At 68.8% G+C, this 13,319-nt stretch carries 16 protein-coding genes; 8 read left to right on the forward strand and 8 right to left on the reverse strand.

All coding sequences use genetic code 11. The features are described from left to right. The first annotated feature begins 164 nt into the window (after positions 1-164). Positions 165-329 (forward strand): hypothetical protein, encoded by a 165-nt coding sequence (locus ElP_RS38775; RefSeq protein WP_197446423.1) that lies wholly within the window; start codon positions 165-167, stop codon positions 327-329. A 178-nt stretch (positions 330-507) separates the two neighbouring features. Here ElP_RS38775 and ElP_RS27495 read toward each other — a convergent pair whose 3' ends face one another. After that, entirely contained in the window at positions 508-918 is a 411-nt protein-coding gene (locus ElP_RS27495) for a response regulator (RefSeq protein ID WP_197446424.1), read from the reverse strand. A gap of 220 nt (positions 919-1,138) precedes the next feature. After that, the gene (locus ElP_RS27500) at positions 1,139-3,058 is read right to left on the reverse strand and encodes a DUF6930 domain-containing protein (protein WP_145275706.1); all 1,920 of its coding nucleotides are present in this window, start codon (positions 3,056-3,058) and stop codon (positions 1,139-1,141) included. An 83-nt stretch (positions 3,059-3,141) separates the two neighbouring features. Here ElP_RS27500 and ElP_RS27505 point away from each other — a divergent pair, with 83 nt between their 5' ends. The 3 genes from ElP_RS27505 to ElP_RS27515 all read left to right on the forward strand — a co-directional run bounded on the left by ElP_RS27505 (position 3,142) and on the right by ElP_RS27515 (position 4,436). After that, positions 3,142-3,738: an alpha/beta fold hydrolase gene (locus ElP_RS27505; protein ID WP_145275708.1), complete on the forward strand. Its 597-nt coding sequence runs from the start codon at positions 3,142-3,144 to the stop codon at positions 3,736-3,738. A gap of 63 nt (positions 3,739-3,801) precedes the next feature. Next, entirely contained in the window at positions 3,802-4,209 is a 408-nt protein-coding gene (locus ElP_RS27510) for a VOC family protein (RefSeq protein ID WP_145275710.1), read from the forward strand. A 104-nt stretch (positions 4,210-4,313) separates the two neighbouring features. Beyond that, positions 4,314-4,436 (forward strand): FMN-binding negative transcriptional regulator, encoded by a 123-nt coding sequence (locus tag ElP_RS27515; RefSeq protein WP_145275712.1) that lies wholly within the window; start codon positions 4,314-4,316, stop codon positions 4,434-4,436. Here the strand turns inward: ElP_RS27515 and ElP_RS27520 are convergent. Further along, a protein-coding gene (locus ElP_RS27520; protein ID WP_231749285.1) for an IS630 family transposase occupies positions 4,430-5,562 on the reverse strand; the annotation gives its coding sequence in 2 pieces (ribosomal slippage) (positions 4,430-5,124 and positions 5,124-5,562; 1,134 coding nt in all). The two genes, ElP_RS27515 and ElP_RS27520, sit on opposite strands and share 7 nt — an antisense overlap. On the opposite strand from ElP_RS27520, the gene ElP_RS27525 reads away from it, so the two are divergent. Next, on the forward strand, positions 5,549-6,160 hold the full coding sequence (locus ElP_RS27525) for an FMN-binding negative transcriptional regulator (protein WP_145279026.1): 612 nt from the start codon (positions 5,549-5,551) through the stop codon (positions 6,158-6,160). The genes ElP_RS27520 and ElP_RS27525 overlap by 14 nt on opposite strands. Before the next feature lie 84 nt (positions 6,161-6,244). Further along, positions 6,245-6,901 carry a hypothetical protein gene (locus ElP_RS27530; protein ID WP_145275714.1) on the forward strand — a complete coding sequence of 219 codons (657 nt, stop codon included), beginning with the start codon at positions 6,245-6,247 and terminating at the stop codon, positions 6,899-6,901. A gap of 104 nt (positions 6,902-7,005) precedes the next feature. Here ElP_RS27530 and ElP_RS27535 read toward each other — a convergent pair whose 3' ends face one another. Continuing rightward, the gene (locus tag ElP_RS27535) at positions 7,006-8,277 is read right to left on the reverse strand and encodes an IS701 family transposase (protein WP_145267809.1); all 1,272 of its coding nucleotides are present in this window, start codon (positions 8,275-8,277) and stop codon (positions 7,006-7,008) included. An 81-nt stretch (positions 8,278-8,358) separates the two neighbouring features. Further along, on the reverse strand, positions 8,359-9,165 hold the full coding sequence (locus ElP_RS27540) for an IS5 family transposase (protein ID WP_145269653.1): 807 nt from the start codon (positions 9,163-9,165) through the stop codon (positions 8,359-8,361). A 133-nt stretch (positions 9,166-9,298) separates the two neighbouring features. On the opposite strand from ElP_RS27540, the gene ElP_RS27545 reads away from it, so the two are divergent. After that, complete coding sequence (locus ElP_RS27545; protein WP_145267809.1) at positions 9,299-10,570, forward strand: IS701 family transposase; 1,272 nt, start codon at positions 9,299-9,301, stop codon at positions 10,568-10,570. An 84-nt stretch (positions 10,571-10,654) separates the two neighbouring features. Here the strand turns inward: ElP_RS27545 and ElP_RS27550 are convergent, their stop codons facing one another. The 3 genes from ElP_RS27550 to ElP_RS27560 form a co-directional block, all read right to left on the reverse strand. Next, positions 10,655-10,873: a hypothetical protein gene (locus ElP_RS27550; RefSeq protein ID WP_145275716.1), complete on the reverse strand. Its 219-nt coding sequence runs from the start codon at positions 10,871-10,873 to the stop codon at positions 10,655-10,657. Further along, complete coding sequence (locus tag ElP_RS27555; RefSeq protein ID WP_145275718.1) at positions 10,870-11,694, reverse strand: MBL fold metallo-hydrolase; 825 nt, start codon at positions 11,692-11,694, stop codon at positions 10,870-10,872. The genes ElP_RS27550 and ElP_RS27555 overlap by 4 nt, the downstream gene beginning before the upstream one ends. A gap of 101 nt (positions 11,695-11,795) precedes the next feature. After that, positions 11,796-12,611: a hypothetical protein gene (locus ElP_RS27560; RefSeq protein ID WP_145275720.1), complete on the reverse strand. Its 816-nt coding sequence runs from the start codon at positions 12,609-12,611 to the stop codon at positions 11,796-11,798. 223 nt (positions 12,612-12,834) lie between these two features. Between ElP_RS27560 and ElP_RS27565 the strand changes: the two genes are divergently transcribed. After that, positions 12,835-13,224, forward strand: a complete 390-nt coding sequence (locus ElP_RS27565; RefSeq protein ID WP_145275722.1) for a hypothetical protein — start codon at positions 12,835-12,837, stop codon at positions 13,222-13,224. Positions 13,225-13,319 lie beyond the last annotated feature (95 nt).

Raw genomic sequence — 13,319 nt, forward strand, 5'->3', positions numbered from 1 at the left:
GCGACCGCTCCCCCCGATCGATGACTCCCCGCCTTCCCGACGACGGTCGGGACGTGGACGGGTGGGTATGACAGTTGCGGCCAAGCCCGTGCGACGGAGACCACCCGACCTCGACCATCGGAGAAAGGAGCGTTCCCATGGGCGTCGATCCGGTTGCCAGGAAAATGTCGGAAGCGAGCGAAGACGTGGGGCTCGCCCCGCCAAAGAAGGGCGAGACGTTCCGCTGCTCCGAATGCGGGATGGAGATCCAGGTCACCGCCGACTGCCACTGCAAAGCGGGCGAGCACGTGCATTTCCACTGCTGCGGCAAGGAGTTGACCAAGGTCTGAGGGCCGGTCGCACTCCTCCTGCATCGCAGGGCGGTCGGTCTCGCACCCCACGCCCGGCTCGTCGGCACCGTCCGAGGGCCATGATCGGGCGGGCCGATCGCCGGGCCGGCGGCGAGACGGCCCATCGGGTCGTGCTGCATCCCCGGACGATCGTAGCCATGAACCCCAGGGTTCACCCTCAGTCGCTCCTCCCGCCGATGCCGGGCTCGGTCGATCGCCCTTGCCGGGCGAGGGCCTCGTCGAGCGCCTCGAACAGCGAGGACGGGGTGAACGGCATCGTCAGCACGGCGCTGCCGCCGGCCCGCACGCAGCGGGTACGGATCTCGGGCATGGCCAGGGAGGTGATGAAGAGCACCGGGATCAGTCGAGTCGCCCGGCATGACCGCAGGGCCTCGCAGACCTCGAAGCCGTCGAGGTCGGGGAGCATCGGGTTGAGCGTCACGAGGTCGAGGTGACGGCCGATATTTGCCAGGGTCTCGCCGCCGGTGGCCGCCGACTCGGCGTCGAGGCCGTGGAGGCGGATCAGCCACGTGAGGATTTCCCGGATGTCGTCGTCGTTCTCGACGATCAGGGCCGTCGGCATTCGCATGGCCCCCCTGGTCGGCATGGGCCGTGGGCCGAGTCCGGGGCCGAGCAACGGACGGAGGCCCGACGCCATGATAACCGACTTCGTCGCCGGGCCATGATCGGAGCGAGGGTGATGTGACCTCCGGGGCTCGCACGCTCGATCCCGCCACCTGCCCCGAGCCGACCCACACGGGTTGGAGACGAGGCCGGGCGGAGGCGGGGCGAGCCCGAGGCGACCCGGATTACTCCTCCTCGACCCACGACAGCGCCAGCGTCAGCTCCCCCGTGGCCACCGGCACCGTCATCCGGTGCGTCTTCGGGTCGCCGGGCGGGTGCCCGGCGATGAACCGGGGCAGCGCCCGCAGGCAGCCCTCCAGCAGCTCCAGCTCCCAGGCCAGCGGCGGACGCATCGAGAGGCCCTTCTCCTTGCGGAACGCCGACGGGTACGCCTCCGGCCCGGCCACCGCCCAGCCGTGCTCCCGTGCCGCCAGCAGGTCCGCCGTCGGCATCTGCGACTCGGGGTCGAACGTCACCGTCAGGGCCACCGTCAGCCGGGCGTTCTCCTCCTCCGACAGCTCCCCGGACCACATCCGCCGCAGCAGCCCCAGGTCTTCGTACAACGCCACGCCCAGCGTCAGCCCCGACTGCCCCATCACCACGGCGTACCACGGGCCGCTCTCGTACCGGTCGCACTCGACCCGGATCGCCTCCTCGTAGCCCAGCCGCTTCCAGGGGGCCTGCCGGTAGAACTCCGCCGCCGCCTCGTAGAAGCCGGCCCCCCCATCAGGCATGATGCCCGGCATCTCCAGCAGCCCCGGCGGCTCCTCCCTCGTCAGGTGCTTCGCCAGGTCGTCGAGGACGAAGCCGATCAGGTCCAGTTCATCAGCCTCGACGCACTCGACGCCGAGGTCGTCCAGGTGCGGTCGCAACTCGTCCCAGAGCGGGTCGGGCCGGACCTGCACTTCTGTCGGGCGGTGCGGCTGCTCCATCATCGGCTCGCCCATCGCACGGGCCGGCACGTCCCACATCAGCGCCGCCGAGGGCGGCTCCAGGCTCATCTCCTGGGCCAGGATCAGCCCGCCGCTGCGGCTGGCGACCAGGACGATCCAGGGCTGGACCATCCCGCCCTCGTGCTCGACGAGGCTGCCCAGCGGGCGGCAGTCCGCCTGCCAGGCGTCGAACTCCTGGGGCAACTTCTTCAGCCGGGCCTTGCCGACGGCGGACGGGCCGGCAGCCTTCGGCTCCTTCGCCTTCCGCTTCTTCGTGGCCCCCTTGGTGGCCTCCCGCAGCCAGGTCAGCGCCCCCGGCGTGGACCGCCAGGCGGACAGGCCGGCGGCGGCGTAGATGACCGCCTCGCTCTCGTCGCCGGGGCTGTAGGAGGGCGGCTGCTCCGGGGGCATCGGCTCCTCGCCCAGCAGGTAGGCCGGGACGTGTTTGTTCGCCTTCCGGGCCGTCTTCAATTGCTTCCGGGCCTCGGGCGTGTCCCCCTGCCGGCGGAAGGCGAGCAATGCCCTGGTGTAGGCCCAGGTCGCCGAGCCCTCGTCGTACTGCTCCAGCAGCCGGGCCAGCTCGTCGTCCCGGTCCAGGTCCAGCAGCCAGGAGGCCAGGGTGTAGCGGAGGCCCCGGTTGTCGCCGGGGTTGAGCCGGAGCATGGCTTGCAGGTGACCGACGGCCTCCTCCCGGCGTCCGAGGGTCCAGAGGGTGTGGGCCAGGCCCTCTCGGGCTCGCATGTAGGGGCGGGTCTCCAGCAGGCCCCAGAAGTGGCCCACGTCCTCGGTGAAGGCGTCGGGGCCGATGGCCCGCTCCCCGGCGGCGACGGCCTGCTCGTAGAGCCCCAACGCCTCCTTGCGGGTTTTGGCCTGCTCGGCGAGCAGGACGTAGGCGTCGGCGCAGTCGGGGGAGCGGTCGAGGGCCTGCTTCGCTAATTTGGCCCGCTTCTTCGGGTCCGGCTCCTCGAACGCCTCGTAGACGAGCTGCTGGGCCTGGTCGAGCGGCGTGTCGGCGGCGGGTCCGCCGAACAGCCCGCCGAGGAACTCTCGCATGACGCCCTCCATCGCCCGGCGGTCGGGGAGACCGGCCGGCGGCTCGGGCTCCGGCCTCGCCCGCTTCTTCGGGGACTTCTTCGGGCCTATCTTCGGCGGCTGGGGCTTCTTCTTGGCCATCGGCGACCTCCGGCCGGGGATTCGCTCGTATTCGCAGGGCGATCGGCCTATGGTAGCGGCTCCGGGCAGGAGGGAGAAACGCCATGAGCGAGCACCAGTCCCGCTGGATCGAGGTCGAGGGCGGCCGGGTCCATTATCTCGCCGAAGGGCCGCAAGGCGGGCGTCCGGTCGTCCTGCTGCACGGGGCCAGCTTCTCCTCGGCGACCTGGGCCGAGATCGGCACCCTGGAGGCGCTGGCCGGGGCCGGATACCGGGCTTTCGCCGTGGACCTGCCCGGCTATGGCAAGTCGTCGCCGAGCCTGGGCACGTACCGCACCTGGCTGCGAGTCCTGCTCGACCTGCTGAAGGTCGAGAAGCCCGTGGTCGTCTCGCCGTCGATGAGCGGGCGGCACTCGTTGCCGCTGGTGACGGAAGACCCGGATCGGGTCGCCGGCTTCGTGGCGGTCGCCCCGTTAGGCATCCCGCAGCATCAAGAGATGCTCGATCGGATCACGGCCCCGGTGCTGGCGGTCTGGGGCGAGCACGACACGACCGTCCCGCAGGAGCAGGCGGACCTGCTGGTCAACTCGGTGCGACAGGGCCGCAAGGTCGTCATCCCCGGCGGCAGCCACGCCCCGTACATGAGCGACCCGGAGGCGTTCCACGCCGAACTGCTGGGGTTCCTTTCGGAGTTGCCGTGAGGGACGGGGGACACCGTGCTCCGGCCCGTGTCGTACTCATCGCCGTCGAGGAGGGGGACCGTGATGGGCGAGATCGTGGCGATTGTCGAGACGGCGGTCTATGTGGATGACCTGGACGCCGCCGAGGCGTTCTACCGGGACGTGCTCGGGCTGGAGGTCATCGGCAAGGAGGCGGGCCGGCACGTCTTCTTCCGGGTCGGCGACGGCGTGCTGCTTGCCTTCGACCCCGAGGCCACGCTCCGGGGCGACATGCTCCCGCCGCACGGGGCCGGGGGGCCGGGCCACTTCGCCCTGGGAGTCCGGGCCGAGAACCTGGACGGGTGGCGCCGCCGGCTGGAAGGGCACGGGGTCGCCGTCGAGCAGGAAGTCACCTGGCCCAGGGGCGGGCGGTCGCTCTACTTCCGAGACCCGGCGGGCAACTCGGTCGAGATGGTCACGCCGGGCCTCTGGGGGCTGCCGGGCGGGTGGTAGCTCGACGAGCCCGAACCGCTCCTCCCCCCAGCTTGTCCAGATTCGGGCCATGTGTCGTCGGGTGCGATCCCGAGTCGCCCCCGATCTCCCCGCCGAGGCACGCCATGTACGTCCCCGCCTCCTTCGCCGAGACGGACACCCCGAAGCTGCACGACTTCATGCGGCGGCACAGCTTCGCCGTCCTGACCACCCAGGTCGAGGGCGGCCTAGTAGTCGACCTCTATTGAGTTGTCGGGTATAGCCGGTGCAGCTTGATCCGGGCGTCCGCCGTGGTGAACTGCCACTCCACCTCGACCCCACGCTCGTTGCGGTCCTCCTCCCACGCCTCCACCTCGCGGCGAAGCTCCTCGGGCGACTCGATCCGTCGATCCAGGCACTGCCGGGCCAGCACCGACAGCTCGATCTCCGCCATGTTCAGCCAGCTGCCATGCTTCGGCGTGTGATGGATCTCCAATCGCTCGGCAATCCGCCTCGCCTGCTCCGGCGGGAAGGCCTCGTACAGCGAGGCCAGCTTGTGCGTGTTCAGGTTGTCCATCACCAGGACGACCTTCTCCGCCTCCGCGTGCACCTCCTCGACCAGCCAGCGGACCACCTCGGCGAAGTCCACCGCCGTCCGACGCTCGGTTACCTTCACCGCCCGCCAGCCCAGCAGCGGCTCGGAGATCATGGACAGGTTGGCCGTCCCGTTGCGGACGGACTCGTAGTCGAACCGCCCCGGCTGGCCGGGGGCGGCCGGGATCGGCTGGATCACCTCGCCGAGGAGTTGCTTGCTCGCCTCGTCGAGGCAGACCAGCGGCCGCTTCTCGTCGTAGGGGCGGTGGTAGACGTCCAGCACGTCCTCCATCGCCGCCACGAACTCGGCGTTCGCCTCCGGCGGGATGCACCACTGCTCCTTCAGGTGCGGCTTCAGTTCGCTTTTTTCAAAGCGCGCCGCACCGTCTCGTCGGAGATCGTGGGGACGACCTCCAGCTCGACGAGCGTGTCGGCCAGCAGCCGCATCGTCCAGGCCTTGCGGCCGTCCGGCGGCGCGGAGCAGGCCAGGGCGATCAACTGCGCCTCGGCCCGCCCGTCCAGGGCCCGCTCTCGGCTGGGGCGGGCCTGCTTCTTGCGGACCAGGGCCGCCTCCAGGCCCTGCTCGACGAACCGCTGGCGGACCCGCTCGATGGTGGCGACGCTGACCTCGACGGCCTCGGCGATCCGCCCGTCGGGCCAGGCGGGGCCGCCCTCGGCGGCGTCGGCCTTGAGCAGGATGCGGGCGTGGGCCAGCTTCTTCGCGGCGGCCTTCCCCGCCGCGATGAGCTCGTGGAGGTCCTGGCGTTCCTCGGCCGTCAGCGTGACGATGTACTTCTTCAAGTCGGTTCTCCTGAAGCGGTTATCGCCCCAGGAGAACCGATTCCGACACAGCCCTCAAGTCATCGGTGGCCGACTACTAGTCGCCAGCCACCTGCCGCTGCTGCTCGACCCCGACGCCGGGCCGCACGGCCACCTAATCGGGCACATGGCCAGGGCCAACCCGCAGTGGCGGGACGTGCGGGGCGAGGTGCTGGTGGTCTTCAACGGCCCGCACGCCTATATCTCGCCCGCCTGGTACGAGGAGCCGGGCACGGTCCCGACGTGGAACTACGTCGCCGTCCACGCCTACGGCACCTTCCGCCTCGTCGAGGGCCGGGACGGGCTGCTGGACATCCTCCGGCGGACGGTCACGGCATACGAGAGCCCGAGGCCCGAACCCTGGGCGTTCTACGAGTCGGAGCCACACGTCGAGCGGATGCTCCAGGCCATCGTCGGCTTCCGCATCGAGATCGCCCTGCTGGAGGGCGAATGGAAGCTGTCGCAGAACCACCCGGAGGGGCGGCGTAGGAAGGTCATCCGGGGGCTGGAGGGCCGGGCCGACGACGACTCGCTGGAGATTGCCGAACTGATGAAGGAAGGGATGGCGAAAAAGAGATGACCCTCTATCTTTGGTGTAATCCGGTATACTATCCCGTGACGGAAGTGCTATATGCTGGAAAATAGCATGGCCGGAGACGAATCAATGTCCATTGAAGTGAAGACTGATGGCGTTCCGGCTGGGTACACCATCAAGGGTGCCAGGAGCGGAGAACTTTGTCCCGTTATCGTCCGGGAGTTCACCTCGTCCGAGGACGGCGATCTTTTCATCAGCCGCCTTGAAGGGCTCCCATCGGAACTGATCGGGCTCCTGCCTTCGGAGAACCGCATCTTCTGCTCGATGGTGGACAACCTCCTGGCCATCATCCGACGTGACCGGACGGCCACACTGTACGTGAATGAGTTGGCAATCAGGCTGGGTATCAGAGCCAAGCGTGCTATCCAAGCGGGACAGGCAATCCTCGACGACGACATTGCCGATATCGAGGATTTCGGTTTCGTCGGCGTCGAGATTCCTCTGGACGCCGGGATCGTCGTCCTCTTCTCCCAGGGCTGGCGGAAGGGCCTCTACTATGACTTGGGTTCACTCCACGGGGAGGTAGCCACGTCCAGGGACTACGACCTCGGGAGGATGCTGGCCCAGCACTACGCCTACCTCGGCTTCCAGCACCTCTTCAAGATCACCGACGAGGAGTGGGCCGAGCTGCTCGCCCACCAATGGTTCCCGTTCATCTCGCTGAGGCAATCCACGATCAAGGACATGATCGGCAAGGTCCGGTCCGGCTTAGTACTACTCCGTTAGCTTGGTCTTGGAGCGGGTGAGCCAGGGCCGGCAGTGCGCGCAGTCCGGCCGGCTGACCGGCGCCAGCAGCCGCTGCAACGCCCGGCGGATCGCCGGCACCGTGATCACCGGCGCTCGGCCTCCCCCTTTTTGCCCGGCCGGGATCGCCCCCGACGGGCTCGGCGTCGCTCCAGGGTGAGGAACCCGAAGGCCAACATCACCAGGCAGGCGTGATGGTGGAAGCCCCGCCACGAGCGGCCCTCGTGGTGGTCCAGCCCCAGTTCCTCCTTCATCTGCTGGTACCCGAGCTCCACCGGCCAGCGACTCCGCCACAGGCGCACCGCGCGGATCCGGCTGGTATCGGCCGGGAGGTTGCTGAAGGCGTACTTCAGCTTGCCGTCGGCCTGCTCCTCGATCAGCAGCCAGATCGGCTCCGCCCCGGCGCAATCGCCTGTCGCCCATCCCTGGCCCGGCCAAACGCGCAGCCAGGCGAATCGGCCCCACATCGGGCCCTTGGTCCCCTCCCGCCACGTCACCTTCCGGCGCGGCGTCCGCGCCGCCAGCTCCTTCAGGCCCACCGGCCGGGGCGAGCCCTCGGCCAGGCGACGCCGCTTCTGCGGCCGCCCGCCCGTCCCGGCCTTGGGCTCGTCCCACCTCGGCTCCTCGGTGAAGACCAGCATCTCGTCGGTCACGCCGACGACGTAGTGCAGGCCCCGCTCGGCCAGGCCGTCGCGGAACGGGCCCGAGACGCCGTAGCCGCTGTCGGCCACGACGAGCCCGCCCGGCAGCCCTTCGGCGCGGATGCGGTCGAGCAACTCCAGGGCGATCTGACCCTTGGTCAGCGACCGCCGCTCGGCCTCGGGCACCTTGGCCTTATCCAGTCGCTTCGGGTCGGCCAGCCAGCCCTCCGGGAGGTAGAGCCGCATGTTCAGCGGGTAGTGCCCCCTCGGGGCGACGTAGTGGACGCTGACGGCGCACTGGCAGTTGGCCTTCTTGCCCAGGGCGCCGCAGTACTGCCGCTGCACGCCGACGGAGTGCGTGCCCTGCTTGGGGAAGGTGGTGTCATCGATCACGAAGATGCCGGCCGGGTCGGCGAACTTCGCCGCCATCGTGGCCCGGTAGCGGCTCAGGACCGCTTGCTCGTCCCAGGTGCTCTGGCCGAGGAACTGCTGCAGGGCCTGGTCGGGGTCGGCGACGTCGAGCCCCTCCGACAGGGGGACGCGGGCGGCCATCGGCTCGACGCTCTTGCGGTCCCCGTCCTGGACCAGGCCGCGGAGGTAGACGCCGCACCAGGCGGCCTGGCGGGGCCGGTTGAAGTCGGCGCGGAAGGAGGCGGCATACGCGGCGAGGCGGTCGAGGACGTCGGGGTTTAAGTCGGGGGTGTAGGTCCGGTTCATACCCTCGGTACGAACCGCAGCAGTCGATCGTTCGTATGATTTAACGGAGTAGCATTAGAAGCCCTGACAAAACCGGGTGAATCACATCACATCCTGGTGGAGGATACGGAAGCAGATGACACAGGCCGCCAGGGTCGTCCAGGCGTCCTGGATCACCCCCAGCCGGTCGTACCGCACCCGCATCCGCCGCAGGCCCTTGATCCAGCCGATCGTCCGCTCCACCACCCAGCGGACCTTGCCCAGCCCGCTGCCGTGCGGTGTCCGACGCTTGGCGATGTGCGGCTCGATGCCCATCCAACGCAGTAACGCCCTCGTCCCCTCGCTGTCGTAGCCCCGGTCGGCATACAGGTCATCCGGCAACTGCTTCGGCCTGCCCGGTTTGCCGGCGACGCTCGGGAAGTCGAGCACCAGCGGGATGATCTGGCGGTGGTCGCTCTCGTTGGCCCCGGCGGTGCGGATCGCCAGCGGCACTCCGGTGCGACTGACCATCACCGTGTGCTTCGTGCCCTTCCTGCTGCGGTCGACGGGGCTCGGGCCGGTCGCCTCGCCGCCGCCGGAGGCCCGCACCGTCACGCCGTCGACGACCACCGTGTCGGTCTCCAGCTTGCCAGCCTTGCGGAGCAGCCTCAGCAGGTCGGCATGGAGGCGGTCCCAGATGCCGGCCTCCTCCCAGGCCCGCAGCCGGCGATGGGCGGTGCGACCTGAGCAGCCGAGTTCCTGCGGGACATCCTCCCAGCGATTGCCGGTGGCCAGGACGAACCAGATGACACGCAGGGCGACCCGGTGCCCGATCGGCGGACGCCCGCCGTAGGGGCCGATGGCCGGTTCCGGCGGCAGGTGGTGGGCAACCAGATCGAAGAACTCGTCCGGCATGTGGGCGCTCGCCATGGTGGTGTCTCCTTCGGTTCGGAGGAAAACAGCACCAGGGCGCAAACTCCATGCCACACGGTTTTGTCAGGGCTTCTAATGCTACTCCGTTAAATCATACGAACGATCGACTGCTGCGGTTCGTACCGAGGGTATGAACCGGACCTACACCCCCGACTTAAACCCCGACGTCCTCGACCGCCTCGCCGCGTATGCCGCCTCCTTCCGCGCCGACTTCAACCGGCCCCGCCAGGCCGCCTGGTGCGGCGTCTACCTCCGCGGCCTGGTCCAGGACGGGGACCGCAAGAGCGTCGAGCCGATGGCCGCCCGCGTCCCCCTGTCGGAGGGGCTCGACGTCGCCGACCCCGACCAGGCCCTGCAGCAGTTCCTCGGCCAGAGCACCTGGGACGAGCAAGCGGTCCTGAGCCGCTACCGGGCCACGATGGCGGCGAAGTTCGCCGACCCGGCCGGCATCTTCGTGATCGATGACACCACCTTCCCCAAGCAGGGCACGCACTCCGTCGGCGTGCAGCGGCAGTACTGCGGCGCCCTGGGCAAGAAGGCCAACTGCCAGTGCGCCGTCAGCGTCCACTACGTCGCCCCGAGGGGGCACTACCCGCTGAACATGCGGCTCTACCTCCCGGAGGGCTGGCTGGCCGACCCGAAGCGACTGGATAAGGCCAAGGTGCCCGAGGCCGAGCGGCGGTCGCTGACCAAGGGTCAGATCGCCCTGGAGTTGCTCGACCGCATCCGCGCCGAAGGGCTGCCGGGCGGGCTCGTCGTGGCCGACAGCGGCTACGGCGTCTCGGGCCCGTTCCGCGACGGCCTGGCCGAGCGGGGCCTGCACTACGTCGTCGGCGTGACCGACGAGATGCTGGTCTTCACCGAGGAGCCGAGGTGGGACGAGCCCAAGGCCGGGACGGGCGGGCGGCCGCAGAAGCGGCGTCGCCTGGCCGAGGGCTCGCCCCGGCCGGTGGGCCTGAAGGAGCTGGCGGCGCGGACGCCGCGCCGGAAGGTGACGTGGCGGGAGGGGACCAAGGGCCCGATGTGGGGCCGATTCGCCTGGCTGCGCGTTTGGCCGGGCCAGGGATGGGCGACAGGCGATTGCGCCGGGGCGGAGCCGATCTGGCTGCTGATCGAGGAGCAGGCCGACGGCAAGCTGAAGTACGCCTTCAGCAACCTCCCGGCCGATACCAGCCGGATCCGCGCGGTGCGCCTGTGGCGGAGTCGCTGGCCGGTGGAGCTCGGGTACCAGCAGATGAAGGAGGAACTGGGGCTGGACCACCACGAGGGCCGCTCGTGGCGGGGCTTCCACCATCACGCCTGCCTGGTGATGTTGGCCTTCGGGTTCCTCACCCTGGAGCGACGCCGAGCCCGTCGGGGGCGATCCCGGCCGGGCAAAAAGGGGGAGGCCGAGCGCCGGTGATCACGGTGCCGGCGATCCGCCGGGCGTTGCAGCGGCTGCTGGCGCCGGTCAGCCGGCCGGACTGCGCGCACTGCCGGCCCTGGCTCACCCGCTCCAAGACCAAGCTAACGGAGTAGTACTAAGGACCAGGCCGATGCCGAGGAAGGCGGCGGTCGCCCAGAGCGTGTCCCCGGCGTAGGCCGCAACGAAGCCCGGCAGGTGGGAAGCGAATCTGCGGGAGCCGATCGCCAGGACGGCCACCAGGGCGATCATGGCAAGCCAGAGCAGCGGAAGTCGTCGCTTCTCCCGAGGAACGGCCCTCATGCCCCGTCCCTTTCCGCCCCGATCATCCGCAGGTAGCGATCAGCCGAGCGCCGAACCGCCTCCTTGGCTCCCTCCTGGATCGCCAGGTCGAACATGAAGCCGTAGATCCGGTCGAAGGCGAGTGGCTCGACGGCAATCTCAACCCGGCGGACATCTTCAGCGGGGAGCGGGATGTAGTTCGGGTAGCTGTACATGAAGCCGACGTGGCGGCGGTCCATGCAGACCTGGAGGATATCCCCGGCCAGCAGGACGCCCTTGCCGTCGGCCCCGGCGGGCCAGTGCAGAACCGTGCCGCCCTCGAAGTGGCCGCCGCAACGGATCAGGGTCAGTCCGTCGTGCAGGGCCTTCGTCTCACCGTCCCAATACTCGATCGCCGAGTCGGGCCGCATCACCCACTCCCGGTCGGCGGCGTGCAGGTAGATCGGCACGCCGCCGAAGGCCCGGCTCCACTCGACCATCGCCGAATAGTAGTGAGGGTGAGAGACTGCGATGGCAGCCAGGCCGCCGAGCTTGCGGACGGCCTCGACGGTGGCGTCGTCGATCAGCGAGATGCAGTCCCAGAGCACGTTGCCGCCGGGCGACTGGATGAGCAAGGCCCGCTGGCCGATGCCGAACTTCGGCGTCGTTCCGATGCCGACGAGCCCTGGCTCCTCGGTGCGGATCTGGTTCTCGTAATCGGAGCGGAGGTCGTCGAGCGTAGTCCACCGCTGGCCGCCCCAGTCGATGTACTGCCGATCGTCCTCGCAGATGACGCAGCGGTCGGGCGGGGCCTCGGATTCGGCGTGCTGGGTGCCGCAGGTCGTGCAGATGAACAATGGCATCGGGCGAGGGCTCCTGGCACGCTCGGGACCGGCGGGGTGACCCGGCCCCGGCGTGGTATCCTACCAAACCGCCTGGGACCGGGCCTCGGGATGACCTCCACCTACTGACCCGCTGCGGCCGGAGATCGCTCGGCCGTCTCGTGCATTGGCGATGCCCCAAGTCGCTGGTAGTGCTCGACTGCCAGCGCCACGAGCGGCTCGTACACGCCAAGATGGCCGAGAATCATCGACCACACCGCCTCGGTCGCTTGCCGATCGGGGACGAGCCTCAACCACTCGGACAGGAGGCCCTCGGTCCAGACGTAATCGGGCGGGGCCTCACGGTTCCACTTCGGTCGTGAGTGCCCTTCCAGGGGCTCGTCACGCCGGACGTACATCCCCGACTCGATGGCCTCGAACTCGCTCGCATCGACCAGGCGATCCCAGTAGGCCCGGTAATGGCGAGATGCGAAGTCGATCATCTCGACCCGACCACCGCCCGTCTGCCTGCCGAGCCAGCAGTGGAACTCGCCGCCGGAGAAGTTCGTGGCATCCATCGTCATCCAGAGGTCGGGCGGATCGACCAGGACGGCCATCGATCCCGCCTGCGGGTGGTACGTCCTGCCGAAGACCCGACCGAGTATCCCTGCCCCGCCGACGGCGTAGAGCATGCAGTGGCCGCAGCCGTCCGTCCCGCTGAACTCGCAGACGGCACGGTGGACGGCCTCGGCGATCCTCCCCCGCACGCCAGGCCGCCCGAGGGACTGCCCGGAGTTAACGGGGTTCGCCGGTTTCGCACGTCGCTCCTTGGCCGCCCGAGCCCGCCTCATTTTCCGGTTGGCCAACTCGGGAGCGGCCAGGATGCGTCGGCATACGTCCCCGGCGATGTGGCAATTGCGATCCTGGACCCCCTGGGGGCCGAACACGTTGCTGGTCATGACGATCACCTTCCCTGGTGCTTCTTGAAGACCGCCCACGTCGGCGGTGGGATGGTTCTACCACGGAATGCAGATCGGATCAACTGTCGGGATTCAACTTGCGAGGGCGCTTCAACTCCAACCTGTTGAGTCATGCAGGTCGGATGGGTATCCTCTCCACCACGCCAAGTTTTCGTCGCAAAGAATGTGGCGAGTCCACTACATAGGCACGGAGGTCCACAACATGAACAACCACCACTTGCTGCTCAATGACGTTACTCGGATTTTGAGGCTCAAACCCCATCGGATTGCCTACGCCATCGCCACTGGCCAAATCGATGAGCCGGCCCTGCGAATCGCTAATAAGCGGGTTTTCGCCGAGGAGGATGTGAGGCGGCTCGCCGTCCACTTCCGTGTGACACCTCGGTGGCCGTCGCCCGACCCTGCCACCGAGGATTCTGACCAAGTGGATCGTCATGAGGGCTTGGTGCTGAAGCCGCCCTTCGAAGTGAGGTCCACCGGGGAGAGCGCCCACGAGGTCCGAGACGGCGCAGGAGAGGTGTACTGCTGGGCCGCAGATAGGGCCAGGGCGTTAATAGTCGCCGGGCTCTTGGAGTCGGCCGTGAAAGCCTGACCGAAACGCCGTCCGTGAAAGTATTCAGTTATTATCAATTGGAAGACGCCGTGGGTCCGGCACTGCCCCACGGTTGGACCGACGTGCAGACAATC

This window comes from Tautonia plasticadhaerens (genome assembly GCF_007752535.1).
Lineage (GTDB): Bacteria > Planctomycetota > Planctomycetia > Isosphaerales > Isosphaeraceae > Tautonia > Tautonia plasticadhaerens.

Coding starts and splice junctions, on each gene's coding strand:
- ElP_RS38775 (WP_197446423.1), top strand. CDS start 165: ATGTCGGAAGCGAGCGAAGACGTGGGGCTCGCCCCGCCAAAGAAGGGC.
- ElP_RS27495 (WP_197446424.1), bottom strand. CDS start 918: ATGCGAATGCCGACGGCCCTGATCGTCGAGAACGACGACGACATCCGG.
- ElP_RS27500 (WP_145275706.1), bottom strand. CDS start 3,058: ATGGCCAAGAAGAAGCCCCAGCCGCCGAAGATAGGCCCGAAGAAGTCC.
- ElP_RS27505 (WP_145275708.1), top strand. CDS start 3,142: ATGAGCGAGCACCAGTCCCGCTGGATCGAGGTCGAGGGCGGCCGGGTC.
- ElP_RS27510 (WP_145275710.1), top strand. CDS start 3,802: ATGGGCGAGATCGTGGCGATTGTCGAGACGGCGGTCTATGTGGATGAC.
- ElP_RS27515 (WP_145275712.1), top strand. CDS start 4,314: ATGTACGTCCCCGCCTCCTTCGCCGAGACGGACACCCCGAAGCTGCAC.
- ElP_RS27525 (WP_145279026.1), top strand. CDS start 5,549: ATGTACTTCTTCAAGTCGGTTCTCCTGAAGCGGTTATCGCCCCAGGAG.
- ElP_RS27530 (WP_145275714.1), top strand. CDS start 6,245: ATGTCCATTGAAGTGAAGACTGATGGCGTTCCGGCTGGGTACACCATC.
- ElP_RS27535 (WP_145267809.1), bottom strand. CDS start 8,277: ATGAACCGGACCTACACCCCCGACTTAAACCCCGACGTCCTCGACCGC.
- ElP_RS27540 (WP_145269653.1), bottom strand. CDS start 9,165: ATGGCGAGCGCCCACATGCCGGACGAGTTCTTCGATCTGGTTGCCCAC.
- ElP_RS27545 (WP_145267809.1), top strand. CDS start 9,299: ATGAACCGGACCTACACCCCCGACTTAAACCCCGACGTCCTCGACCGC.
- ElP_RS27550 (WP_145275716.1), bottom strand. CDS start 10,873: ATGAGGGCCGTTCCTCGGGAGAAGCGACGACTTCCGCTGCTCTGGCTT.
- ElP_RS27555 (WP_145275718.1), bottom strand. CDS start 11,694: ATGCCATTGTTCATCTGCACGACCTGCGGCACCCAGCACGCCGAATCC.
- ElP_RS27560 (WP_145275720.1), bottom strand. CDS start 12,611: ATGACCAGCAACGTGTTCGGCCCCCAGGGGGTCCAGGATCGCAATTGC.
- ElP_RS27565 (WP_145275722.1), top strand. CDS start 12,835: ATGAACAACCACCACTTGCTGCTCAATGACGTTACTCGGATTTTGAGG.